Origin of the sequence: Burkholderia sp. HI2761 (assembly GCF_002223355.1) — a bacterium.
Classification (GTDB): domain Bacteria; phylum Pseudomonadota; class Gammaproteobacteria; order Burkholderiales; family Burkholderiaceae; genus Burkholderia.
In genome coordinates, this window is record NZ_NKFN01000007.1 from 20099 (window position 1) to 44041 (window position 23943).

The following is a 23943-nucleotide window of genomic DNA, read 5'->3' on the forward strand; positions in this document are numbered from 1 at the left end:
TGCATCGTTGGGATCAGGACGCCGCGGCCGGCATTTCGTCGATGAAACCCGTGACCGACGCGAGGCGGCCCGACGCGTCGACGGTGCCGAAGTCCGAACCCTTTACGATCGCCGCGCCGTCGGGCGACACGAGCTCCCACGAGAATCGCAGGTACGAGCCGAACGCATCGACGTCGGTCGTGCGGCTGAAGCGGTAGGCGGGGAAACGTTGCTGCACGGCGGCGATCATCGTGTCGATGCCCGCGTGGCCGTCGCCGGCCATCAGCGGATCGCGATAGGCCGCGTCGCTCGCGTACGTCGCATCGATCAGCGCGCGGCGGCGCGCGACGTCGGGTTCGTTCCAGGCGTCGAAGTAGCGGTCGATCAGATCGGCGTGGACGGACGATGCGGATTGAGCGGTGTTCATGGCGAGGCTCCTTGTGTCGGTGACGGACGATGTCGCGGACGTTTCGTGTCCGCGTGCCGCTATCGTCGCCGGGCCGGCGGGGGCGGTCGATTACGCGGGAGGTAAGGAAATCGCGCCGGCCACGCGCCACATGCCCGCGCCAAATCGCCATGCGCATCGCAACGAAAACGGGCGCCCGAAGGCGCCCGCATCGTCGTGCCGCAACCACCGCGCGCGCGTCAGGTCACCGGCGCCGGATTGAACAGCGTCAGCGCATTCGCGAGCTTCCATTGCTCGGCCCACGTGCGGCGCTTGCCGCTGGCGACGTCGAGCATCAGCCGGAACAGTGCCCAGCCCGTGTCCTCGATGGTCGCCGCGCCGGTCGCGATCTGCCCCGCATCGAGATCCATCAGGTCGTGCCAGCGGCGCGCGAGATCGCTGCGCGTCGCGACCTTGATCACCGGCACCTGCGCGAGGCCGTACGGCGTGCCGCGGCCGGTCGTGAAAATGTGCAGGTTCATCCCCGCCGCGAGCTGCAGCGTGCCGCAGATGAAATCGCTCGCGGGCGTCGCCGCGTACAGCAGCCCCTTTTGCCGCGCGCGATCGCCGGGGCGCACGACGCCGGCGATCGGCGCGCTGCCCGACTTCACGATCGACCCCATCGCCTTCTCGACAATGTTCGACAGGCCGCCCTTCTTGTTGCCCGGCGTCGTGTTCGCACTGCGGTCGACGCGGCCGCGCTGCAGGTAGCGGTCGTACCAGTCCATCTCGCGGATGATCTCGCGGGCGACGTCCTCGTTCGCCGCGCGCGACGTGAGCTGCGCGACGCCGTCGCGCACTTCGGTCACCTCCGAGAACATGATCGTCGCGCCCGCACGCACGAGCAGGTCGGCCGCGAAGCCGACCGCCGGGTTCGCGGTGAGCCCCGAGAACGCGTCGCTGCCGCCGCACTGCACGCCGACGACGAGATCCGACGCCGGGCAGGTTTCGCGACGGCGGCGGTTCAGCCGCTCGAGATGCGATTCGGCCATCTTCATGATCGAGTCGATCATCGAGTTGAAGCCGACGTGCGCGGCGTCCTGCAGGCAGACGACGCCGCCGTTGCCGGTCGCGCCGTCGGCCGCCAGCGGAATCGAGCCCGGCGGCAGCAGCCGCTCGGGCTGCAGCTTCTCGCAGCCGAGGCTCACGGTCATCACTTCGCCGCCGAAGTTCGGATTCAGGCTGATGTTGCGCAGCGTGCGGATCGGGATGTCGGCGTCGGGCGCATCGATCGCGACGCCGCAGCCGTACGTATGTTCGAGCCCGACCACGTCGTCGACGTTCGGGTAGCGCGGCAGCAGTTCGTCCTTGATCCGCTTCACCGCATGCTCGACGACGCCCGACACGCACTGCACGGTCGTCGTGATCGCGAGGATGTTGCGCGTGCCGACCGAGCCGTCGGCATTGCGGAAGCCCTCGAACGTATAGCCTTCGAGCGGCTCGAGCGGCGGCGCGGCGCGCGTGGCGAGCGGCAGGTCGTCAAGGCCGGGCGGCTCGGGCATGCGCATCGTGCGCTCGTTGACCCAACTGCCGCGCCGCAGGTCGGTCAGCGCATAGCCGATCACCACGTTGTAGCGAACGACCGGGTCGCCGGCCGCGAGGTCGACGAGCGCGACCTTGTGCCCCTGCGGCACGCCTTCGCACAACGTCAGCCCGTCGGCGAACGTCGCGCCTTGGGGCAAACCACCGTCGTTGACGACGATCGCGACGTTGTCGTCCGGATGCACGCGGATGTAGAGAGGGGAAGCAGTCATCGGAATTCCTGGAAGCTATCTGCGATATCGTTAGTCATCATACGACATTCAACCTCAATCCACGATGCTGAGTAAACCCTTATCCGGAAAGACCCTACCCTTGACCGGCCAGCAAACCGCTTGCGCCGCTCTTTCTTGCGTTGTACGATGACATACAACGACATCGCCAATATGGCTCGGATGCCGTACCGACGAACCCCGCACTCGCGCTAGACGGACGACCCAACCATGACTTCACCGCAAGAACTCAAACAGATCATCTCCCACGGCCTGCTGTCGTTTCCGCTGACGGATTTCGACGCCGACGGCAGCTTCCGCCCGACCACCTATGCCGAGCGCCTGGAATGGCTGGCGCCGTATGGCGCGAGCGCACTGTTCGCGGCCGGCGGCACCGGCGAATTCTTCTCGCTCACCCAGCGCGAGTATTCGGACGTGATCCGCGTCGCGACGGAAACCTGCAAGGGCAAGGTGCCGATCCTCGCCGGCGCCGGCGGCGCGACGCGCGTCGCGATCGAATATGCGCAGGAAGCCGAGCGCCTCGGCGCGAGCGGCGTGCTGCTGATGCCGCACTACCTGACCGAAGCGAGCCAGGAAGGAATCGCCGAGCACGTCGAGCAGGTCTGCCGCGCGCTGAAGATCGGCGTCGTGGTATACAACCGCGCGAATTCGAAGCTGAATGCCGACATGCTCGAGCGCCTCGCCGACCGTTGCCCGAACCTGATCGGCTTCAAGGACGGCGTCGGCGAAATCGAAAGCATGGTCACGATCCGCCGCCGCCTCGGCGATCGTTTCGCGTACCTCGGCGGCCTGCCGACGGCTGAAGTCTATGCAGCCGCGTACAAGGCGCTCGGCGTGCCGGTGTACTCGTCGGCGGTGTTCAACTTCATCCCGAAGACGGCGATGGCGTTTTACGAGGCGATCGCGAAGGACGACCACGCGACGGTCGGCCGCCTGATCGACGAGTTCTTCCTGCCGTACCTGAAGATCCGCAATCGCCGCGCAGGCTACGCGGTCAGCATCGTGAAAGCGGGCGCGAAACTCGTCGGCCACGACGCGGGCCCCGTGCGTGCGCCGCTCATCGACCTGACCGAAGCCGAAGCGGCCGAGCTCGACGTGCTGATCAAGAAGATGGGCCCGCAGTAAGCAGGTTCGCCGTCGGCGCGGCCTTCATGGCGCCGCGGCCGGCCTGATCACGCCGTACCCGCATCACTCGACGGCCGCGCGGCGCGACGCGCCGGCGCGATCGTCACATCTGCGCGATCGCGCCGACGATCCGCTGGCGCACGCCGGTGAGCGTGCGCTGCGTCTCGTCAATTCCCTTGCGCGCCGCGACCGGCCGGCCGCGCGTCGGCGACTCGGCGCCCACGATCTGCTCGAGCACGTCGCGGTCGACCACCGCATCGAAGAACCGCCCGACCGTGAATATCGCGTACTGCTTCGCGGTCGCGAGATGCGTATTGGCCTGCGTGAGTGCGTCGGCGCGCTGCGCGCCGTTGGGCTCATCGATGCTGCGGCGATGCTTCAGCGCGAACACCACCGCCTCCATGTCGTACCTGAAGCGCTCGACGGCCCTGCCGAAGATCACCGAATGCGGATCGGAGCCCACGACGGGCCGCCCCTGGTTGATCGTCACGTCGAATTCGCCGCCGCCCAGCTCGCGCTGCAGCGCGAACAGCGCGTCGGCCAGCACACGCCCTTCGCTGTATTCGCCGATCTGGGTACGGACCGATTTCGCGACGTCGCCGATTGCTTTCCACAACCCGGCCGCGAACAGGTGGTCGCCACGCTTGCTGATATTCATCGGATGGTTCCTTGTTGGTTTTGTGCGTCTCTCAGGCTCGCCTGCGGGCCGGACAGCCCGAGGCTTCGCTACTGTAGGAGAAACGCGGGCAACAGGAAAGCCGACATTTAGTCGCCCGCCCCGCTCACTGACCGAGCGAACCTGGCACGAAAACCGGCGCTGCATAAAAAACGGCGGGGCCCGTGAGCCCCGCCGCCATGTTCCATCGTGCCGGAACGCGTCCCTTCCGGGACGCTGCCTTCAACGGTTACGCCACGTCACTCCGCCTTGCCGTCGCGCAGCCGCGGAATCGCGAGCGGATTGCTTTCCTGCAGTCCTTCGGGCAGCAGATCGTCCGGGAAGTCCTGATAGCACACCGGCCGCAGGAAACGCTCGATCGCGGTCGCCCCGACCGACGTGACGGCCGGATTCGACGTTGCGGGGAACGGCCCGCCGTGCACCATTGCGTCGCACACCTCGACGCCGGTCGGGTAACCGTTGACGAGCAGGCGCCCGGCCTTGCGTTCGAGGATCGGCAGCAGCCGGCGCGCGAGCGGCTTGTCGTCGGCATCCATCTGCAGCGTGGCCGTGAGCTGGCCTTCGAGCGCGTCGAGCACGCGCGCGACTTCGTCGAGATCGCGGCAGCGCACGATCAGCGACGCCGGCCCGAACACCTCGTGGCTGAACGCCGGCTCGGTCAGGAACGCCTGCGCGCCGACTTCGTACAGCGCGCCGCCCGCCTGGCAGTCGGTCTGTGCGGATTCACCCACGCCGATTTCGCGCACGTCGGACAGCTCGGCCAGCTTGCCGCGACCGTTGCGGTACGCATCGGCAATGCCGCGCGTGAGCATCACGCCGGCCGGCTTCTTCGCGAGCGCCTGCGCGGCGACCGTCTCGAAGCGGTCGAGATCGGGGCCGTCGATCGCGAGCACGAGGCCCGGATTGGTACAGAACTGGCCGACGCCGAGCGTCAGCGAATCGACGAAGCCCGTCGCGATCGCGTCGCCGCGTGCGGCCAGCGCGGCCGGGAACAGCACGACGGGGTTGATGCTGCTCATTTCCGCGTAGACCGGAATCGGCTGCGGGCGCGCGTTCGCGAGCTGCACGAGCGCCATCCCGCCCTGCCGGGAACCGGTGAAACCGACGGCCTGGATCGCCGGATGGCTGACCAGCGCCGCGCCGGTCACGCGGCCCGGGCCGACCAGCAGCGAGAACACGCCGGCCGGCATGCCGGTTTTCGCGACCGCGGCGCGGATCGCACGGCCGACCAGCTCGGACGTGCCGAGGTGCGCTTCATGCGCCTTCACGATCACCGGACAGCCGGCCGCGAGTGCCGACGCGGTATCGCCGCCGGCCACCGAGAACGCGAGCGGGAAATTGCTCGCGCCGAACACGACGACGGGCCCGAGCGCGACTTTCTGCAGCCGCAGGTCCGAACGCGGCAGCGGCGTGCGTGCCGGCTGCGCGGGATCGATCGACGCGGCGAGGAAGCGCCCGTCGCGCACGACGCGCGCGAACAGCCGGAGCTGGCCGACGGTGCGGCCGCGCTCGCCCTGCAGCCGCGCGACCGGCAGGCCCGTTTCGGCATGCGCACGCTCGATCAGTGCATCGCCGAGCGCGACGATTTCATCGGCGATCGCTTCGAGAAACGCCGCGCGGGCCGCGAGCGGCTGCGTGCGGTACGCGTCGAACGCGTCGCGTGCGAGTTCGCACGCGCGGTCGACGTCGGCCTGCGTCGCGACGCCGAACGCCGGGACGTCGATCGGCGCGCCCTTCGTCGGGTCAAACGCGTGCAAGATTCCAGCCGAGCCGGCCACCGCTTCGGCGCCGATCAGCATCTCTCCTGTCAGTTGCATGGGGTGTGCTCCGTGGTTCGGGAATGGATTGCTCATTGTAGCTCAACAGATACGATGTCTGCCGACAGTATCGCATCGCCTGCGAAGGCGCCGACGATACACCCGCAAGCCTTTCCAGGCCAGCAAATCCGGACTTTTCCATATTGTGGCGACGCTCTTCAAAGGGAAAACCCGAGGTTTCTGAATCCGCATATTCTTAATAAACTTCGCTTATGTCATACGACGACGTACATTTAAAGTGAGCAATCAGACCTCCCCTCGCGATCTTCCGCTCGACGTCGCGCGCACCGCGCGCCGAACCGCCGTGCGCTACTGGATTCTGGCGATGCTGTTCGTCGTCACGACGCTCAACTACGCGGACCGCGCGACGCTGTCGATCACCGGCACACCGATCCGCAAGGCGTTCGGCATCGATCCGGTGACGATGGGCTACATCTTCTCGGCATTCAGCTGGGCGTACGTGCTCGCCCAACTGCCGAGCGGCTGGCTGCTCGACCGCTTCGGCGCGCGGCGCGTGTATGCGGCGAGCATCTTCCTGTGGTCGGCGTTCACGCTGCTGCAGAGCACGATCGGCCTCGGCGGCAGCGCCGCGTTCGCGGTCGCCGCGCTGTTCGCGATGCGTTTCGCGGTCGGCATTGCGGAAGCGCCCGCGTTTCCGGCGAACGCGAAGGTCGTCGCGAGCTGGTTCCCGACCGCCGAGCGCGGCACGGCATCGGCGATCTTCAACGCCGCGCAGTATTTCGCGGCCGTCGTGTTCTCGCCGCTGATGGCGTGGCTCACGCATGCGTACGGCTGGCACCACGTGTACCTGTGGCTCGGGCTCGCCGGCATCGCACTTGCATTCCTGTGGCTGCGCGTGATGAAGGATCCGGTCGACCATCCGGGCGTGAACCGCGCGGAGCTCGAGCATATCGAACAGGGCGGCGGCCTGGTGCGGTCGACGGCTCGGCCGACCGGAGCAGGCGGTAGCGGCGGCGGCGCTTCCGAAGGCAGCCGCGTGGCGGGTTGGTACTACGTGCGCCAGCTACTGTCGAACCGGATGCTGCTCGGCGTCTATCTCGGCCAGTACTGCGTGAACGTGCTGACGTACTTCTTCCTCACGTGGTTCCCGATCTACCTCGTGCAGGCGCGCGGGATGTCGCTGCTGAAGGCCGGCTTCATGACGTCGCTGCCGGCAATCTGCGGATTCCTCGGCGGCGTGCTCGGCGGGATGCTGTCGGACGCGCTGATCCGCCGCGGCGTATCGCTGACGCTCGCACGCAAGATTCCGATCGTCGGCGGGATGGCGCTGTCGATGGCGATCATCGGCTGCAACTACGTCGACAGCGAAGCGCTGGTGATCATGCTGATGGCCGTGTCGTTCTTCGGCAAGGGGATCGGCTCGCTCGGCTGGGCCGTCGTCGCGGATACCGCGCCGAAGGAAGCGATCGGCCTGTCGGGCAGCCTGTTCAACATGTTCGGCAATACGGCGGGCATCGTCGCGCCGATCGTGATCGGCTACCTCGTCGGCGCGAGCGGCTCGTTCAACGGCGCGCTCGTGTTCGTCGGATTGAACGCGCTCATCACCGTATTCAGCTATCTCGTGATCGTGAAGGACATCAAGCGCGTCGAACTGCGTCATCGCGACGCGTGAGGTTCGACCTTCGGGAAGCGGCGGCCGCGTAACAGTGGCCGCCGTTTTTTTGCATCGAATCGACGTCAGGTCGACGCATGCACGACGCGCAACATGTCGTGCACGCCGGACGTCATCAGCGCGAGGAACGCGAGCAGGCCGACGTAGCAGAGTGCGTAGGTCGTCTTCGTCTCGATCGACGTCGCGTAGTACACGCGATTCTCCGGCGCGTCGGGATCGTAGCGCCACGCGCGCTTCAGTTGCGGCAGCGCGAGGATCGCCATCACGATCAGCAGCGGGCTCGGCCGATACACGAACAGCGCGATCAGCACCGGCACGCCCGCGAACCAGATGCGCGGCGACAGCACCGCGGTGATCCGCCCGCCGTCGAACGGCGACAGCGGAATCATGTTGAACAGGTTCAGGAAGAAACCCGTGTACGACAGCGCGAGCAGCAGGTTGCTGTCGTAGTGACGCGCGGCCGCATAGCAGGCCAGCGCGCCGAGCGTGCCGACGAACGGCCCGGCGAGCCCGACATATGCCTCCGTTTCCGCGTCGTGCGGCATTTCCTTCAACTGGATCCATGCGCCGACGAACGGGATGAACGTCGGCAGCCCGACGTCGAGCCCGCGCCGCTGCGCGGCGAGGTAGTGGCCGGCTTCGTGCACCAGCAGCAATGCGACGAAACCGGCCGCGAAGCGCCAGCCGTAGAACAGCGCATAGACCGCGATCGACGCGAGCATCGTGCCGGCCGATACGAGCACCTTGCCGAGCTTCAGCCCGCCGAAGATCAGCAGCAGCAGCTTCGTCATTCCTTGCGCTCCGTGGCGGCCGCATCGGATGTATCGGCGACGGCCGGCACCGCGGCCGCCTTCGGCTTGCGTCCGAAGAAGCGCTTGAGCGCCGCACCGCCGGCCAGCAGCGCGACCGCGCCGATCTTGAAGAACTTCAACGCGAACGCGCCGATCAGCGCGAGCAGGCCGAGCTTTTTCGCGCCGACGCCGACGATCAGCGCCGCGAGCCCGTACTCGGCGACGTGGTCCGTCGACTTGTTGAAGTCGGCATAGCGCTTGCCGTCGTTGAAGCTGATGTTCGACAGCAGCGCGTCGGCCGATGCCTTGTACTTCGGCAGGTCGGCGAGCGTCGACGCCATCGTCAGCGACAGGTAGCCGTCGCGGCCGAGCACGAGCGTCCGGTAGTTCACGCCGTCGCTCCCGGCATTCGGCGCCGTGCCCTTGTCGCGGATGATCGCGGACCACACGAGCCGGTGCGTGGCCGCATCGTATGCGGGCGCCTTCGCCCAGCCGACCACCTCGGTTTCGGGCAGGCCGCGCTCCTTGCGCGCCGGGTTGTTCTCCTCGGTGCCGGCCTGCAGGCTTTTCAGCAGCTCGTCGGGCTTCCAGTCCTTCGCGTCGTCGTCGCGGATGTAGCCGCTCGGCTCGAACGACACGACCGAGATCCAGTCGGCGTCGGGATCGTCGGGCAGCACGAGGCCGACCAGCTTCGATTCGTCGATCGCGTTGCCCATCGAACGCAGGTAGCGGCCGGCCTCGGCGGCCGGCACGAACGATTCGCCGGCCTTCAGCTTCAGCACGGCTTCGTGTTTCACGTCGATGTCGGTCGGTCCCTTCACGACCGCTTCGTTGGCGGCCGCGGCGGCGGCCCTCATTTCCACCTGCGCAGCTTCGGTCTGCGCGTGGCCGCTGGTCGCGGCGAGTGCGAGCGTCGCCACGCAGGCGAGCCGGACGGCAAGTTTTTTCATTGTTGGATTCCCCTGGAATGCCTTGTTGTCAATGTGCGCGGCGACCGGCCCAGGCATCGTCGTCGCGGGTCCGGCGCCGCCTCTCAGGTGGCACGGGAGCTATGGTAACGCAGCGGATGTGCGCGCCGGGGGCGCGGTGCTTACCTCGCAGGTAATACCGAAGCGGCGCGGGATTGCCTATCATCATCCTCCATGAACTCGACCGCTACCCTCCATTCGCCTTCCCCGCCCGCCGGCCGCGCGTCCGGCGTCGGTCCGCTGCTGCGCACGTGGCGGCAACGCCGGCGCCTGAGCCAGATGGCGCTCGCGCTCGACGCGGAAGTGTCCGCGCGCCACCTGAGCTTCGTCGAATCGGGCCGCGCGCAGCCGAGCCGCGAGATGGTGCTGCATCTCGCCGAACGCCTCGACGTGCCGCTGCGCGAGCGCAATGCGCTGCTCGTCGCGGCCGGCTTCGCGCCGCTGTTCCGCGAACGGCCGTTTTCGGATCCGCAACTGGATGCCGCGCGCCATGCGGTCGAAGCCGTGCTGCGCGGCCACGAGCCGTACCCGGCGCTCGCGGTGGACCGCCACTGGACGCTGCTCACGGCGAACCGGATGCTCGGCGCACTGGTCGCGCAGGCCAATCCGGCGCTGCTGCAGCCTCCCGTCAACGTGCTGCGCCTGAGCCTGCATCCGGACGGTCTCGCGTCGCAGATCGTCAACTGGCACGAATGGCGCGCGCACATCCTGCATCGGCTGCAGCGGCAGATCGATGCGAGCGGCGACCGCACGCTGCATGCGCTGCGCGACGAACTCGCCGCGTATCCGGCGCCGGCCGGTCAGCCCGACGACACGCATGCGCGCACCGATTTCGCGGATATCGCCGTGCCGCTGCGGCTACGCACGGCGCGCGGCGAGCTGACGTTCTTCAGTACGACGACGGTGTTCGGCACGCCGGTCGACGTGACGCTGTCGGAACTCGCGATCGAGGCGTTCTTTCCGGCGAATCCGGAAACGGTGGATGCGATGCGGGCGCTGGCGGACGCGTTGCCGGCGGAGTAGCAAGCGGGCAGCGGCGATCGACGGAAGCCGCCGCTCGAACACCGCCTTGCGCGCCGACGCCGGTGTGCCGGCGGTCGGCGCAACCATCAAGACGACGAATTTTCCCCCCAGCATAGAGATCGGGCGCCATGGCAAACCTGGGCGCCGGCAAGTCCGATCAAAATGCGTCGTCGCATCTCCGTGCTGCAGATCCGGGACGCGTCGGCGTTCCGGATAAGTCAAATGTAGCGGCACCTGTGCCATTTCCCCCCTGGACGCACTCCGCCGAATGTCAAATTTGTTTAGTACATCTTTTCAATTTGATCGTACTCGAACAACGACTTCGGTAAAAAAAATCGCGAATGCACCGCGATCGGGAAATCGTGAGAACGACGAGCAAGCCACAACACAATTTTTATATCGAGCCTAGGAAAAACATGAACAAGATGCATCGAGGGTTGGGGAATCCGGCACTGCACGCGCCGGCGAAGTCGAAAGCGGCGTTGGCCATCGCCGTGAGCGCAGCGGTTGTCGCATTCGCGGCTTCCGCACCCGCGCGCGCCGATTATGTGCAGAACGGGACGTCGACCGACACGTCGGGCGGCTGTGTCGGCAACATCGCCATCTCGGGAAGCGGCACGTATCCTGCCAATGCAACCGGCTGCGACAACGTGGCGATCGGCACCGCGGCAGTCGCGAACTCGGGCTCGTCGACCGGGGCCTATAGCGAAACCGTCGCGATCGGCCGCATGGCGGCCGCGACCGGTACGCTCGCGACGGCCGTCGGCGGAAATGCCGTGGCAACCGGCGATCAGGCAACGGCGGTGGGCGCGGCGTCAAGCGCGGTCGGAACCCAGGCGACGGCAGTCGGCAACGGCGCCATCGCGAACGGCGGGACGGCATCCGCCTTCGGCCAGGGCGCGTTCGCCGTCGACCAGTCGACGGCGGTCGGGCAAAGCGCCAGCGCCACCACGACATTTTCCACGGCCGTGGGTAAGGGCAGCATTGCGGCCGGCGGTACGGCACTCGGCTTCCAGGCGAACGCAGGTGCGGGCGACGCGGTCGCGCTCGGCATCGACAGCGTGGCATCCGCTACCGGCAGCGTCGCGATTGCGCGCGCAACCGCGTCGGCGGTGAATTCGGTCGCCATCGGCGAAGGCGCGAACGCGGCCAATGCGAATTCCGTGGCCCTGGGTTCGAACGCTGCCACGCGTGCTTTCACGACCGTAAACAGCGTGACGCTCAACGGCGTCAGCTACGGCGGTTTCGCGGGTACGCCGGTGGGCGTGGTCAGCGTCGGCAGCGCGGGCGCCGAGCGTCAGATCGTGAACGTCGCAGCCGGCGCCATCAGCGCGACCAGCACGGACGCCGTCAACGGCTCGCAGCTCTTCTCGGTCGCAAATCAGGTTTCCACGTTGACGGCGGATCTGGCAACGCTCACGACGACCGTCGGCAAAATTTCGTCGAGCGTCCCGAGCGGCACGGTGACGGACGATACCGACACCGCAATCGGCAAAAATACGCTGGTCAGCGTGCCGAACGGCACCGCAGTAGGCAACGGCTCCAACGTCTCGGGAGACAACGGTACGGCGGTCGGCGTCACCGCCACTGTCACCGCAACGAACGGAACGGCCATCGGCACGAATTCGAAAGTCACCGGGACAAACGGAACGGCGATCGGCACCGGCTCGAACGTGTCGGGCACGGACTCGACCGCGATCGGCACGAATAGCCGCGCGAGCGCCAACAATTCGGTGGCATTGGGCGCCAACTCGGTGGCGGATCGCGACAACACGGTTTCGATCGGCGCGCCGGGCGCCGAGCGTCAGTTGACCAACATGGCCGACGGCACGGCACCGACGGACGGCGTGAACGTGCGCCAGTTGAACGGCGCAATCAATTCCGTCCGCGAGGAAATGTCGAAATATCGCAAGGACGCGAATGCGGGCACGGCAAGCGCGATCGCGATGGCGAACCTGCCGCAAGCCGTGCTGCCGGGTGAAAAGGTGGTCGCGCTCGGCGGCGGCACGTACGGCGGTCAAAGCGCAATGGCGGTCGGCCTTTCCGTCGCGACGGCGAAATGGCTGGTCAAGGGCTCGGTGACGACGGCTGTTTCGGGCCACGGCTCGTTCGGTGCGGGTGCGGGCGTAGGCTACCGCTGGTAATCGGCCTCTGACCGTGCAGTGTCAAGAGACCGTCTTGACACTGCCATGCTGGTCATCGGCGTCACCGCGCCGATGACGCGGTCGTGACACGCGGCATGCCGGTTACGCTGGCGATTCATTTCGCTTACGTATAGAGCGACGCCGGCGGCAATTCCGCGGTGAGCGCGAACCGGCCCACGTCGCGCAGCCGGTAGTCGAGCGGATCGTGCAGCGTATGCGTGCGCGCATTCCGCCAGAAGCGGTCGAGGCCGAGCGACGCGGCCGTCGCGCGCGCGCCGCACGCATCGAACAGCGCCTCGCCGTTGTCGAGCGCCGCGCGCTGCGCGACGATCTTCGCTTCCGATACCGCGAGCGCGACTTCGGCGCGTTCGTCCGCCGTCAGCGCATCCTGCCGCGCCCACGCGTGCTGCAACGCGCCGGCCGCGCGATCTGCCAGCGCCGCCGCGGCAATCGCACGCACGCGCATGTCGCCGAAGCGCTGAAGCGTGTACGGATCGTCTTCGGCCCGCTCGACGTTCGAGTGAACCCACGGGCGGCCATGCTGACGCACGTAGTCGCGCGCCTCGGCCAGCGCGCCTTCCGCCAGGCCGACGAACAGGTTCGTCAGCACGAGCTGCGACACGAGCGTGCGCAGCGTCGCGCGCGGCGTCGGTGGAGTTTCGGAACGATGCAGCACCTCGTCCGCCGCGAGCACCACGCCGTCGAAGCGCACGCTGCCGCTGTCGGTCTGGCGCTGGCCGATCGGGTCCCAATCCTCGTTGACCGTGATCCCCACCCGATCGGTCGGCACCACGCCGAACACGGTGCGGCCGATTTCCGGATCGTGCGCGGACACCGTCATCCGCTGCGAGCCGCGCGTGCCGGAACAGAAGCCCTTCACGCCGTCGAGCCGGTAGCCGCCGTCGGGCGTCGCCGTGGCCACGAGCCGCGTGTCGAGCGGATTGACCGCGTTGCCCCACCACCAGCGCTCGTCGACCGTGCCGCGCAGATAGCGCTCGCGCTGCGCGGCGCTGCCCCACACGTCGACGCTCACCACCTGCAGGCACTGGAACCCGACGAGATGCGCGAGCGCGCTGTCGACCCGCGCGACCTGCCGGATCGCGTCGTAGATCGCGGGCCACGCCGCCTCCTGGCCGCCGAACGCGCGCGGCACCGCGAGCGTCAGCAGGCCCGCATCGGCGAGCCACTGCTTCTCCTGCGCCGCATGACCGCCCGCGCGGTCGCGCGCGGCGGCGCTCGCTCGCAATGCATCGATGACGGGTGTCAATGCGCCCGGGCCGAGTACCGGCGCATCGTCGGTATCCGGCGCGAGGGTCGCCGGGCCGCGCGGATCGTTCATGCGACAGCTTCCTGTTCAACGGTTTCGCCCGACAGCGGTACGAGCGCGCCGAGCCGGCGGCCGGTCAGCCGCGACAGGATCTCGCGCCGCCAGTCGTCGTAGATCGCACGATATTCCGCGATATCCGCGCCGAACACCAGCGCGGTGTGCGCGTACTCGTCGTGCAGGTAGCCGTCGAGCCGCGCCTGGGTTTCCTCGTCGGCCGCGATCACGCGATCGATCAGCGCCTCGCGCTCAGCGGCCGGCAGCGCCTGCAACGTGTCGAACCACCACTGGACGATCTGCACGCGATGCCATTCCTCGTCCGGGCGAATCCGGTTCTCGCCGTGCTCGCGCATCGCACCGTCGCCGATGCGGCCGGTCTTGCGCTGAATCCACAGCTTCGCGAGGATGTGCAGCTCGTAATGCCATTCGAACGCGAGAAAGCCCGCGACGTCGCGCACCGCGATGTCGCCGATGCGCGCCCAGTGCGCGGCGACGAGCCGGTCGACTTCCGCCAGCGGATCGTGCCCCGTCAGTTCGGTCACGCGCTCGCGGCCGATCACCGCATGCGCGCCGTCGTCGCCGAGCTGGCGCGACAAGATCAGCTGGAAATGCGAATCGTCGCGGAACAGCGTGTCGATCGCCTTCGCGACGACCTGCACGATGAACAGGTCGTGCGACGCCATCTTCGTGTAGTAGTCGGCGACGGCGGCCAGTTCGTCCGCGTTGGCCGGCTCGCGCGGCGGCGTGGCGAGTTTGTCAGGGAAGCCGGGACGATGGCGTCGCGCCACGTCGAGAAACAGCGCTTCCTCGAATTGTCCGTTCCATTCGCGCGGCGCGCCGAGGGGCAAGGTCATATCTGTCGGTCTCTCAGGATCATTGATGAAGCGAGCGGACGCTCGTGGCGTCGCTCAGGTACGCCGGGTCACGCGTCGGACCAGGCGGTCGCCCGTGATTTGCACGGCCGAGACGAGCGCGATCAGGATCACGATCACGGTCGCCATGACGGTGGTGTCGAAACGCTGGTAACCGTAGCGGATCGCGAGATCGCCGAGCCCGCCCGCGCCGACGGCGCCCGCCATCGCGGTCGAGCCGATCAGCGCGACGACGGTGATCGTGAAACCGCCGAGCATGCCGGGCAGCGCTTCGGGCAGCAGCACGTGCCACACGATGTGGCGGCGCTTCGCGCCCATCGCGAGCGCGGCCTCGATCAGCCCGCGATCGACTTCGCGCAGGCTCACTTCGGCGATCCGCGCGAAGAACGGGATCGCGGCGATCGACAGCGGCACGACGGCCGCCCAGACACCGATCGTCGTGCCGATCAGCACGCGCGTGAACGGCAGCAGTGCGACCAGCAGGATGATGAACGGCGTCGAGCGGAACACGTTGACGAGCGCGCCGAGCACCGCGTTCACGCCGCGCCGCGCGTAGATGCCGCCGGGCGCGGTGGTCACGAGAATCACGGCGAGCGGGATGCCGATCAGCGCGGCGATCGCGGCCGACGCGGCGACCATCGACAGCGTGTCGCGGATCGCGTCGAGCAGTTCGGGCCACCAGAGCTCAAACATAACCGAGCACCTCCGCGTGATTCGCATGGCGGCGCGCGCGTTCGAGCAGCGCGGCGACCGCATCGCCGCGCGCCGCCGACGGGCCGGCGTCATCCGCACGCGGCGTCGCGGCGATCACGAGCCGCCCCTGCGCATGCCCCTGGATGCTTTCGATGCCGCCGTGCAGGAACCGCACGGAGCCGCCGAGCGCCGCCGCGAGCGCGCCGACGTCCGGCTCGCCGCCGCTCTCGCCCGTATAGCGGACGTCGAGCACGATCCGCGCGCCGTCGGGCAGCGCGGCGGGTTCGGGCAGCGGCCTCACGCGCGCGGCCAGCTCGGCCGGCAGGTCGTGCTGAAGCGTGCTCAGCAGCGCACGCGTCGCACCGTGGCGCGGATCGCCGAACACGCGCCACACCGGCCCCGTTTCGACGACCTCGCCCTGTTCGATGACCGCAACGGTGTCGCACACCGCGCGGATCACTTCCATCTCGTGCGTGATCAGCACGATCGTCAGCCCGAGGCGGCGGTTGATGTCCGCGAGCAGCGCGAGGATCGATTGCGTGGTTTCCGGATCGAGCGCCGACGTCGCCTCGTCGCACAGCAGCACCTCGGGATCGTGCACGAGCGCCCGCGCAATGCCGACACGCTGCTTCTGCCCGCCCGACAGGCTCGCCGGATACGCATCGCGCTTCGCGGCGAGCCCGACGAGATCGAGCAGCGCCTCGACCTTGCGCACGCGTTCGGCCTTCGGCACGCCGGCGATCTTCAGCGGCAGCGCGACGTTCTCGAACACCGTCTTCGCGGACAGCAGGTTGAAATGCTGGAACACCATGCCGGTGCGGCGCCGCAACGCGACGAGGCCGTCCTCGTCGAGCGCGCCGACGTCGACGCCCTGCACGCGCACGCGGCCCGAGCTCGGCCGTTCGAGGCCGTTCACGAGCCGCAGCAGCGTCGACTTGCCGGCTCCGCTGCGGCCGATGATTCCGAACACCTCGCCGCGCCGCACGTCGAGCGTGACGTCGCGCAGCGCGGCGGCATGGCCGCGCGGTGTCGCGAACACCTTGCCGACCTGCTCCAGCGATACGGCCACGCCATCGGCCGGCGCGGCCGTTTCGTCATGCGCCGTCGCACCGGCGCCGGCACGCGCGGCCGACGCCTCGATGAAACCCAGCGTATCGAACAATTGCGTCATCGCTTCGCTCCGTCACGTTCAGGCATGCGCGGGGTGCGCGGGTTCGGACACGACCGTCGGCCGGTGCTGCGCGCCGGTATGCCAGGCGGGCAGGCGCGGGCCCGCGCCGAACAGCTTCTCGCGCAGCGTCGGCGCGGGATCGTAGTCTTCCTTGTAGACGCCGCGGTTCTGCAGCTCGGGCACGACCCAATCGACGAAATCCTCGAACGATTCCGGCATCACGGTGCGCGTCAGGTTGAAGCCGTCGATGCCCGTCTCGTCGATCCACGACTGCAGCTCGTCCGCGACCTGCGACGGCGAACCGACGATCGGCGCATAACGGCCGCCGAGCGACATCTGCTCGAGCATCCGGCGCACCGTCCACGTGCCGGTCGTGCTCTTGCGCGAGATCGCGTCGACCGCCGACTGGATCGAATCGGTCTTCACGTAGGAAATCGGCTCGTCGAGACCGTATTTCGCGAAGTCGATGCCGGTCGAACTCGCGAAGTGCGCGAGTCCGGCCTCCGGGCTCGCGTAGCGCCGGTACTCGTCGAATTTCTCGCGCGCGAGCCGCTCGGTCTCGGCGGTCACGACGCTCACCCCGGCGAAAATCCTGATCGACGCCGGGTCGCGCCCCTGCCGCGCGGCGGCCGCGCGGATGTCGAGCACCGCCGCGCGCGCCGCGGCCTTGCTCTGCCCGTTCACGAACACGCATTCCGCGTGGCGGCCCGCGAACTCGACGCCGCGCGCGGACGACCCGGCCTGATACAGCACCGGCGTGCGCTGCGGCGACGGTTCGCTCAGATGAATCGCATCGATCGAATAGAACGGCCCGTCGTGCTTCACGCGCCGCACCTTGCCCGGCTGCGCGAACACACGCGCCTGTGCGTCGCGGATCACCGCGTCGTCGTCCCAGCTCTGTTCCCACAGCTTGTAGACGACGTCCATGTAATCGTCGGCGCGCTCGTAGCGGTCGTCGTGGCCGATCTGCTGCGCGAGGCCCATCCCGCGCGCGGCGCTGTCGAGGTAGCCGGTGACGATGTTCCAGCCCACCCGCCCTTTCGTCAGATGATCGAGCGTCGACATGCGGCGCGCGAACAGGTACGGCGGCTCGTAGGTCAGGTTCGCGGTCACGCCGAAGCCCAGATGCCGCGTGACCTGCGCCATCGCCGGCACGAGCAGCAGCGGATCGTTGACGGGCACCTGCACCGATTCGCGCAGCGCGGCGTCGGGCCCGCCGCCGAACACGTCGTACACGCCGACGATGTCCGCGAGAAAGATGCCGTCGAATTTGCCGCGTTCGAGCGTCCTCGCGAGATCGGCCCAGTAGTCGAGATCGGTGTAGTGCGCGGAGCGGTCGCGCGGATGCGTCCACAGCCCGTGGTTGATGTGCCCGACGCAGTTCATGTTGAACGCGTTGAGCAGGATCTTCTTGCGGTTCGCCGTCGTCATGTTCGCCTCCGTCACCACGCGATCGCGTACAGCGAGCCGAACGCGTTGTCGAGTGCCCGGCGCACGGCCGGCGAGTGCTGGTAGATCGCGATGAACTTGCGGATGCGCGGATCGTTCGCGCTCTCGGGCCGCACGACCCACTGGATCGCGAAGTTCTTATTCTCGGTGCCGTCGAACAGCAGCGCGCTGTTCGGGTCGGTCGTGCCGGCGAGCTTGATGAAACTCGGGTAGCCCTGCGCGAGGTCGACGTCGTCGAGCGAACGCGCGAGCTGCGACGCTTCGAGCGGGATGATCTTCAGGTGCTTCGGATTGGCGACGATGTCGTGCGTCGTCGCACGGTAGTCGGTGCCCGGCTTCAGCGTGATGAGCCCCGCGCGCTGCAACAGCAACAGCCCGCGCCCGCCGTTGACCGGATCGTTCGCGATCGCCACGCGCGCGCCGTCCTTCAGTTCGGCGAAGCTTTTCACCTTCTTCGAATAGAGGCCGATCTTCATGATCGTGCCGGGCGCGATCGAGATGAAGTTGTAGCCGCCCTGCTTCTTCGCGTTCTCGAGAAACGGGATGTGCTGGAAGTAGTTGACGTCGATGTCCTTGTTCGCGAGCGCCGCGTTCGGCGTATTCCAGTCGGTGAATTCGACGATCTTCACGTCGAGGCCCTGCGCCTTCGCCTCCTTCGCGGCGATCTTCAGCGCCTCGATCTGCGGGCTGGTCGAGATGCCGACCTTCAGCGGCGCGGTGTCGGCGCGCGCGCCGTTCGACAGCACGAGGCCGAACAACGTCGCGAGCAAGGCGGCCGTCAGCAGGCGGGCCGGCCGGGCCAGGCGGCCGACGGAAAAGCGGGCGGAAAAAACGGGATGCAGCATGGAAACCACTCTCCTGTCCAGGGACGGTATCGACGGATGAGCGATGCCGCGGCGAATGCGCGGGCGTTCTCCGGACAGTCGTCATCGCATCGGAAAAGGATCAGCCGATGATAGAGAGCGGCGGGAGGGTGGTCTACGAAGCGATTGTGCGAAGAAAATCGCGCGCGGCGATATGGCGGGCGCCGGGCGCGGCCGGCCGCCCGGGCCGCAGCCAGGCCGAAATCTCGGCCTGCCCGCCGCGCCGATTCCGAAATCTCGGCCAGCCGGCGGGGAAAACCCTTTCCGCAGACGAATCAAATCCCTTGTGAATCAATGCATTAAAAATATTCCGGCAGGCCGGAATACTGGCACGGAGGTTGCGTAATAGACGGCACACGATGCCGCGAAGCGAATGCAGGCATTCCAAACATCAGGAGACACGTCTTGCAGACCTCTATCCAAACCCCGTCTCATCCCGCGCCGATTGCCGAAGCCGGTCCCGCCACGCGCGAACGCTTCTGGCCGGAAGGCTGGTGGAAGCTGATGGAAATCCGCATCGGCATCATTCCGCTGCCCGTCTATTTCATCCTGCTCGCGCTGATCGTCGGCTTCGTGGTGACCGGCAAGGTGCCCGGCGAAATCTCGATGGCGATCGCGGTGCTCGCGTTCTTCGGCTTCACGTGCGCGGAACTCGGCAAGCGCCTGCCGCTGCTGCGCAACATCGGCGCGGCCGCGATCTTCGCGACCTTCGTGCCGTCGGCGCTCACGTACTACCACGTGCTGCCGAAGCCGGTGCTGAACCTGACGACCGAATTCACCAAGTCGACCAACTTCCTGTACCTGTTCATCGCGTCGATCATCGTCGGCAGCATTTTGAGCATGGACCGGCGCGTGCTGATCCAGGGCTTCGTGAAGATCTTCGTCCCGCTCGCCGTCGGTTCGATCGCGGCCGCGATCGTCGGCACGGCGGTCGGCACCGCGCTCGGCCTCGGCGCGCGTCACACGCTGCTGTACATCGTCGTGCCGATCATGGCGGGCGGCGTCGGCGAAGGCGCGATTCCGCTGTCGATCGGCTATTCGGAACTGATGCACCTGCCGCAAGGCGAGATGTTCGCGATGGTGCTGCCGTCGGTGATGCTCGGCAGCCTGACCGCGATCATCCTGTCGGGCGCGCTCGACATGCTCGGCAAGCGCCTGCCGCACCTGACCGGCAACGGTCGCCTGCAAGTCGGCGAAAGCGGCGACATGACGCCGGAAAACGAGGAGATCCGCGGCCACGTCGACGTCACGCACATCGCGGGCGCCGGCATCACGGCGATCACGCTGTACCTCGTCGGCCTGATGGCGCACAAGCTGTTCGGTCTGCCCGCGCCGGTCGCGATGCTGTTCCTCGCGGTGCTGGTGAAGCTCGCGCGCGCGGTGTCGCCGCCGCTGCAGGAAGGCGCGTTCGTCGTCTACAAGTTCTTCTCGACCGCCGTCACGTATCCGCTGCTGTTCGCGATCGGCGTCGCGATGACGCCGTGGGACAAGCTGACCGCCGCGTTCACGATCGTCAACGTGATCACGATCGTGTCGACCGTCGCGACGCTGATGGGCACCGGTTTCGTGGTCGGCCGCCTGCTGAAGATGTACCCTATCGACACCGCAATCGTGAACGCCTGCCACAGCGGGCAAGGCGGCACCGGCGACGTCGCGATCCTGACCGCCGCGAACCGGATGCAGCTGATGCCGTTCGCGCAGATCGCCACCCGGATCGGCGGCGCGATCGTCGTCACGGTGACGCTGATCCTGGTCGCGCACTTCGGATAATGCGCGGCCGCGCGCATCGTCGCGCCCGCTGCTTCGCACGCGCCGCCGCCGGCCCTGCCGGCGCGCGGCGCGCGTCGTTCTGAGCGGACGGTTGTGGACGGCCGGTTGTGGACGGCCGGTTGTGGACGGCCGGTTGCGGACGGCCGGTTGCGGACGGCCGGTGACGGACGACCGGTGGCGAGCTTCGATGAGGGCGAACGTGCAGAAGAGCTTCAAGGGAATCCCGTGGTGGGGCTGGGCATCGGCCGCGGTGCTGTATGTCGGCGTGGCCGGTGCGGCCGTCGATTTCGCGTGGGAACGCGCGATCGACGCGCTCGAGGAGGCCGGCGCGCACCGGCTCGACCTGTACGCGTCGAGCCTGAAAAGCGAGCTCGGCCGCTTCGAGATCCTGCCCGGCCTGGTCGCGCGGCAGGACGGCGTGCGGGCGATGCTGAAAGCCGCGCCGAACGATGCGCCCGAGCTCGCGCATGCGGTGAACACCTACCTCGAAGCCGTGAATCGCGACGCGGGCAGCGGCGCGGTCGACGTGATCGATCTGCAGGGCGACGTGATCGCCGCCAGCAACTGGAACGAGACGATCAGTTTCGTCGGCACCAACGTGTCGTACCGGCCGTACTTCAAGGACGCGCTCGCGCGCGGCAGCGGCCGCTTCTTCGGCATCGGCACCAACACCGGCGTGCCGGGCGTCTATTTCGCGAGCGCGGTGCGCAGCGACGGCGTGCCGATCGGCGTGGCCGCCGTGAAGATCAGCGTCGACCCGCTCGAATCGGCGTGGCGCGCGCCGGGCGTCGCCGCGCTGGTGGTCGACAGCAACGGCGTGGTCGTGATCTCGACCGAGCCCGCGTGGAAATTCACCGCGCTGCGCCCGATCACCGCGCAGCAGCAGCGCGACATCCAGGCGTCGCGCCAGTACGCGGGCCGCACCGTCGACGCACTGCCCTATCGCCGCATCGGCGATCGCAGCTCGGCCGCCTGGTTCGGCACCTTCCCCGATCCGCGTCACGCCGGCCGCACCACGCGTTATCTCGTGATGTCGCGCCCCGCGCCGCAGGCCGGCGATTCGTTGATGGTGCTGCTCGACATCGCCGGCGCGCGGCGCCAGCAGCAGACGGCGTTCGTGTTCGTCACCGGCGCGTTCCTGATCGTCGCGCTGCTGGTCGGCTATGCCATCCAGCGCCGCCGGGCGATCATCGCGCGGCTGAGCGCGCAGGACGCGCTGCGCCGCGCGAACGACCGGCTCGAACTGACGGTCGCGCAGCGCACGGCCGCGCTGACGACCGCGAACGAGCGGATGCAGCGCGAGATCGTCGAGCGCGAACGCACCGAGCAGCGCCTGCGCGCGTCGCAGCAGGAAGTCGTGCACGCGGGCAAGCTCGCGGTGCTCGGGCAGATGGCCGCCGGCCTCACGCACGAGCTGAACCAGCCGCTCGTCGCGATCCGCACGCTGTGCGACAACGCGCGCACGTTCTTCGAACGCGGCCAGCCGGCGCCGGCGCTCGCGAACCTCGAACGAGTCGGCAAGCTGGTCGACGGCATGGCCGTGCTCACCGGCGAGTTGAAGACCTTCGCGCGCAAGCCCGACGTCGAGCGCGTCGCGGTGTCGCTGAACGAGGCCGTCGCGCATGCGCGGCTCATCTACGATGCACGCATTCGCGACGAAGGCGTGCGGCTCGACGTGAACATCGCGCCCGGCACGATGGTATCGGCCGAATCGAGCCAGTTGCAGCAGGTGATCGTGAACCTGCTCGGCAACGCGCTCGACGCGGTGCACGACGCGCCGGTGCGCCGCATCGTCATCGAGGCGGACGATGCGGACGACGCCGGCCGCGTGCGCTTCACGGTGGCCGACAGCGGCGCCGGCATCGCGCCCGACGTGCTGCCGCACCTGTTCGAGCCGTTCGTCACGACCAAGCCGCGCGGCCAGGGCCTCGGGCTCGGCCTCGCGATCACGTCGCGCATCGTCGAGGCGTTCGGCGCGAAGATCGCCGCGGCGAACCGCGACGAAGGGGGCGCGCGATTCACCATCGAATTCGCGGCGGCGACGCCGCAACAAAGGACAGAGCATGGAAGATGAGATTCGGGTGCTGGTCGTCGAGGACGATGAAAACGTCCGGATCGGCGTCGAGCAGGCCGTCGCGCTCGCCGGATTCCCGGTCGACGCGTTCGCGTCGGCCGCCGACGCGCTCGCCCACGTCGCGCCCGGCGCGCCGGTGGTGATCGTGTCGGACGTGCGGATGCCGGGCATCGACGGGCTGCAGTTGCTCGACCGCGTGATGGCCGTCGATGCGCAGATCCCGGTCGTGCTGATCAGCGGCCACGCGGACATCTCGACGGCCGTCGGCGCGATGCAGGTCGGCGCGTACGACTTCATCGAGAAGCCGTTCTCGTCGGACCTGATCGCCGGCCGCGTCGCACGCGCGGTCGAGAAGCGCCGGCTCACGCTCGAAGTGCAGGGGCTGCGTGCGGCGCTGAACAACTGGCAGGGCATCGAGGCGTTCGTGCTCGGCAAGTCGCCCGCGATGGCCGACGTGCGCAAGAAGATCCTGCGCCTCGCCGATACGTCGGTGTCGGTGCTGATCACGGGCGAAACGGGTACCGGCAAGGAGCTGATCGCGCGCAGCCTGCACGACTTCGGCGGCCGGCGCGATGCGCATTTCGTCGCGCTGAACTGCGGCGGCCTGCCCGAGCAGATTTTCGAAAGCGAACTGTTCGGCCACGAGGCCGGCGCGTTCACCGGCGCGATCAAGAAACGCATCGGCAAGATCGAATGGGCGAATGGCGGCACGCTGTTCCTCGACGAGATCGAGACGATGCCGATTGCGCTGCAGATCAAGATGCTGCGCGTGCTGCAGGAGCGCGTGATCGAGCGGCTCGGCGCGAACGACCTGATTCAGGTCGATTGCCGCGTGGTGGCCGCGTCGAAGGCCGATCTCGCCGAACTCGCGGCCGACGGGCGCTTTCGTGCGGACCTGCTGTATCGCCTCAACGTCGCGCAGATCGAGCTGCCGCCGCTGCGCGAGCGGCGCGAGGACGTGCCGCTGCTGTTCGAGCATTTCGTGCTCGCGGCCGCGCGGCGCTTCGGGCAGCCGGCGCCGGTCGTGACCGCCGCGCAGGTGTCCGAACTGATGACGCACGCGTGGCCCGGCAACGTGCGCGAGCTGCAGAACGTGGCCGACCGCTTCGTGCTCGGGCTGACCGGCGACAGCCTGCTGTCGTCAGGCGGCGCGCCGACGGCCGGCAGCACGCTCGCGGAACAGCTCGCGTATTTCGAGCGGATGCTGATCGAGGACATGCTGCGGCGTCACAACGGCAACGTCGCGGACGCGAGCGAGGCGCTCGGCATGCCGAAGAAAACGCTCTATCACAAGCTGCGCAACCTGCGGATTCCCGCGCGCGGCGACGCGGCGGCCGACGGCGGCGAATGACGC

The 23943-nt window shown here is 68.1% G+C and carries 19 protein-coding genes; 7 read left to right on the top strand and 12 right to left on the bottom strand.

Annotated elements, in window-relative coordinates; translation table 11 throughout:
* Nucleotides 1-13 precede the first annotated feature (13 nt).
* Complete coding sequence (locus CFB46_RS17625) at nt 14-406, bottom strand: nuclear transport factor 2 family protein (protein ID WP_089500664.1); 393 nt, start codon at nt 404-406, stop codon at nt 14-16.
* Nucleotides 407-624: 218 nt separating this feature from the next.
* Entirely contained in the window at nt 625-2178 is a 1554-nt protein-coding gene (garD, locus tag CFB46_RS17630) for a galactarate dehydratase (protein ID WP_027781511.1), read from the bottom strand.
* A 228-nt stretch (nt 2179-2406) separates the two neighbouring features.
* Between garD and kdgD the strand changes: the two genes are divergently transcribed.
* Nucleotides 2407-3321, top strand: coding sequence for a 5-dehydro-4-deoxyglucarate dehydratase (kdgD, locus tag CFB46_RS17635; RefSeq protein ID WP_027781512.1), 915 nt, complete (start codon nt 2407-2409; stop codon nt 3319-3321).
* 103 nt (nt 3322-3424) lie between these two features.
* Here the strand turns inward: kdgD and CFB46_RS17640 are convergent, their stop codons facing one another.
* Complete coding sequence (locus tag CFB46_RS17640; RefSeq protein WP_089500665.1) at nt 3425-3979, bottom strand: hypothetical protein; 555 nt, start codon at nt 3977-3979, stop codon at nt 3425-3427.
* A 257-nt stretch (nt 3980-4236) separates the two neighbouring features.
* Nucleotides 4237-5814: an aldehyde dehydrogenase (NADP(+)) gene (locus CFB46_RS17645; RefSeq protein ID WP_089500666.1), complete on the bottom strand. Its 1578-nt coding sequence runs from the start codon at nt 5812-5814 to the stop codon at nt 4237-4239.
* A 238-nt stretch (nt 5815-6052) separates the two neighbouring features.
* On the opposite strand from CFB46_RS17645, the gene CFB46_RS17650 reads away from it, so the two are divergent.
* The gene (locus tag CFB46_RS17650; RefSeq protein ID WP_089500667.1) at nt 6053-7447 is read left to right on the top strand and encodes an MFS transporter; all 1395 of its coding nucleotides are present in this window, start codon (nt 6053-6055) and stop codon (nt 7445-7447) included.
* A 65-nt stretch (nt 7448-7512) separates the two neighbouring features.
* On the opposite strand, the gene CFB46_RS17655 is transcribed toward CFB46_RS17650, so the two are convergent.
* Complete coding sequence (locus CFB46_RS17655) at nt 7513-8238, bottom strand: site-2 protease family protein (RefSeq protein WP_027781516.1); 726 nt, start codon at nt 8236-8238, stop codon at nt 7513-7515.
* Entirely contained in the window at nt 8235-9188 is a 954-nt protein-coding gene (locus CFB46_RS17660; RefSeq protein WP_089500668.1) for a DUF2167 domain-containing protein, read from the bottom strand. Before CFB46_RS17660 ends, CFB46_RS17655 begins: the two co-directional genes overlap by 4 nt.
* Before the next feature lie 192 nt (nt 9189-9380).
* Here CFB46_RS17660 and CFB46_RS17665 point away from each other — a divergent pair, with 192 nt between their 5' ends.
* Both CFB46_RS17665 and CFB46_RS17670 read left to right on the top strand, forming a co-directional pair.
* The gene (locus CFB46_RS17665) at nt 9381-10229 is read left to right on the top strand and encodes a helix-turn-helix domain-containing protein (RefSeq protein ID WP_089500669.1); all 849 of its coding nucleotides are present in this window, start codon (nt 9381-9383) and stop codon (nt 10227-10229) included.
* Nucleotides 10230-10645: 416 nt separating this feature from the next.
* On the top strand, nt 10646-12373 hold the full coding sequence (locus CFB46_RS17670) for a YadA family autotransporter adhesin (protein ID WP_089500670.1): 1728 nt from the start codon (nt 10646-10648) through the stop codon (nt 12371-12373).
* A 124-nt stretch (nt 12374-12497) separates the two neighbouring features.
* Here the strand turns inward: CFB46_RS17670 and CFB46_RS17675 are convergent, their stop codons facing one another.
* The 6 genes from CFB46_RS17675 to CFB46_RS17700 are packed head-to-tail and all read right to left on the bottom strand — an operon-like array spanning nt 12498 to nt 18727.
* Nucleotides 12498-13712, bottom strand: a complete 1215-nt coding sequence (locus CFB46_RS17675; protein ID WP_089500671.1) for an acyl-CoA dehydrogenase family protein — start codon at nt 13710-13712, stop codon at nt 12498-12500.
* Entirely contained in the window at nt 13709-14551 is an 843-nt protein-coding gene (locus CFB46_RS17680) for a hypothetical protein (RefSeq protein WP_089500672.1), read from the bottom strand. Before CFB46_RS17680 ends, CFB46_RS17675 begins: the two co-directional genes overlap by 4 nt.
* A 54-nt stretch (nt 14552-14605) precedes the next feature.
* Nucleotides 14606-15262, bottom strand: coding sequence for a methionine ABC transporter permease (locus CFB46_RS17685; RefSeq protein ID WP_027781522.1), 657 nt, complete (start codon nt 15260-15262; stop codon nt 14606-14608).
* The gene (locus tag CFB46_RS17690; RefSeq protein WP_089500673.1) at nt 15255-16433 is read right to left on the bottom strand and encodes a methionine ABC transporter ATP-binding protein; all 1179 of its coding nucleotides are present in this window, start codon (nt 16431-16433) and stop codon (nt 15255-15257) included. The genes CFB46_RS17685 and CFB46_RS17690 overlap by 8 nt, the downstream gene beginning before the upstream one ends.
* An 18-nt stretch (nt 16434-16451) precedes the next feature.
* Entirely contained in the window at nt 16452-17864 is a 1413-nt protein-coding gene (locus CFB46_RS17695; RefSeq protein ID WP_089502230.1) for an LLM class flavin-dependent oxidoreductase, read from the bottom strand.
* A gap of 11 nt (nt 17865-17875) precedes the next feature.
* Entirely contained in the window at nt 17876-18727 is an 852-nt protein-coding gene (locus tag CFB46_RS17700) for a MetQ/NlpA family ABC transporter substrate-binding protein (RefSeq protein ID WP_089500674.1), read from the bottom strand.
* A 423-nt stretch (nt 18728-19150) separates the two neighbouring features.
* On the opposite strand from CFB46_RS17700, the gene CFB46_RS17705 reads away from it, so the two are divergent.
* The 3 genes from CFB46_RS17705 to CFB46_RS17715 all read left to right on the top strand — a co-directional run bounded on the left by CFB46_RS17705 (nt 19151) and on the right by CFB46_RS17715 (nt 23940).
* Entirely contained in the window at nt 19151-20515 is a 1365-nt protein-coding gene (locus CFB46_RS17705; protein WP_027781526.1) for a 2-hydroxycarboxylate transporter family protein, read from the top strand.
* A 187-nt stretch (nt 20516-20702) separates the two neighbouring features.
* Nucleotides 20703-22589 carry a sensor histidine kinase gene (locus CFB46_RS17710; protein WP_089500675.1) on the top strand — a complete coding sequence of 629 codons (1887 nt, stop codon included), beginning with the start codon at nt 20703-20705 and terminating at the stop codon, nt 22587-22589.
* Nucleotides 22579-23940: a sigma-54-dependent transcriptional regulator gene (locus tag CFB46_RS17715; protein WP_089500676.1), complete on the top strand. Its 1362-nt coding sequence runs from the start codon at nt 22579-22581 to the stop codon at nt 23938-23940. The genes CFB46_RS17710 and CFB46_RS17715 overlap by 11 nt, the downstream gene beginning before the upstream one ends.
* Nucleotides 23941-23943 lie beyond the last annotated feature (3 nt).

Bases quoted from the DNA above. Each gene is read 5' to 3' on its own strand.
- CFB46_RS17680 (WP_089500672.1), bottom strand. From the start codon at position 14,551: ATGACCTTGCCCCTCGGCGCGCCGCGCGAATGGAACGGACAATTCGAG.
- CFB46_RS17700 (WP_089500674.1), bottom strand. From the start codon at position 18,727: ATGCTGCATCCCGTTTTTTCCGCCCGCTTTTCCGTCGGCCGCCTGGCC.
- kdgD (WP_027781512.1), top strand. From the start codon at position 2,407: ATGACTTCACCGCAAGAACTCAAACAGATCATCTCCCACGGCCTGCTG.
- CFB46_RS17690 (WP_089500673.1), bottom strand. From the start codon at position 16,433: ATGACGCAATTGTTCGATACGCTGGGTTTCATCGAGGCGTCGGCCGCG.
- CFB46_RS17675 (WP_089500671.1), bottom strand. From the start codon at position 13,712: ATGAACGATCCGCGCGGCCCGGCGACCCTCGCGCCGGATACCGACGAT.
- CFB46_RS17670 (WP_089500670.1), top strand. From the start codon at position 10,646: ATGAACAAGATGCATCGAGGGTTGGGGAATCCGGCACTGCACGCGCCG.
- CFB46_RS17695 (WP_089502230.1), bottom strand. From the start codon at position 17,864: ATGACGACGGCGAACCGCAAGAAGATCCTGCTCAACGCGTTCAACATG.
- CFB46_RS17715 (WP_089500676.1), top strand. From the start codon at position 22,579: ATGGAAGATGAGATTCGGGTGCTGGTCGTCGAGGACGATGAAAACGTC.
- CFB46_RS17645 (WP_089500666.1), bottom strand. From the start codon at position 5,814: ATGCAACTGACAGGAGAGATGCTGATCGGCGCCGAAGCGGTGGCCGGC.
- CFB46_RS17665 (WP_089500669.1), top strand. From the start codon at position 9,381: ATGAACTCGACCGCTACCCTCCATTCGCCTTCCCCGCCCGCCGGCCGC.
- CFB46_RS17685 (WP_027781522.1), bottom strand. From the start codon at position 15,262: ATGTTTGAGCTCTGGTGGCCCGAACTGCTCGACGCGATCCGCGACACG.
- CFB46_RS17660 (WP_089500668.1), bottom strand. From the start codon at position 9,188: ATGAAAAAACTTGCCGTCCGGCTCGCCTGCGTGGCGACGCTCGCACTC.
- CFB46_RS17655 (WP_027781516.1), bottom strand. From the start codon at position 8,238: ATGACGAAGCTGCTGCTGCTGATCTTCGGCGGGCTGAAGCTCGGCAAG.
- garD (WP_027781511.1), bottom strand. From the start codon at position 2,178: ATGACTGCTTCCCCTCTCTACATCCGCGTGCATCCGGACGACAACGTC.
- CFB46_RS17625 (WP_089500664.1), bottom strand. From the start codon at position 406: ATGAACACCGCTCAATCCGCATCGTCCGTCCACGCCGATCTGATCGAC.
- CFB46_RS17640 (WP_089500665.1), bottom strand. From the start codon at position 3,979: ATGAATATCAGCAAGCGTGGCGACCACCTGTTCGCGGCCGGGTTGTGG.
- CFB46_RS17710 (WP_089500675.1), top strand. From the start codon at position 20,703: ATGAGGGCGAACGTGCAGAAGAGCTTCAAGGGAATCCCGTGGTGGGGC.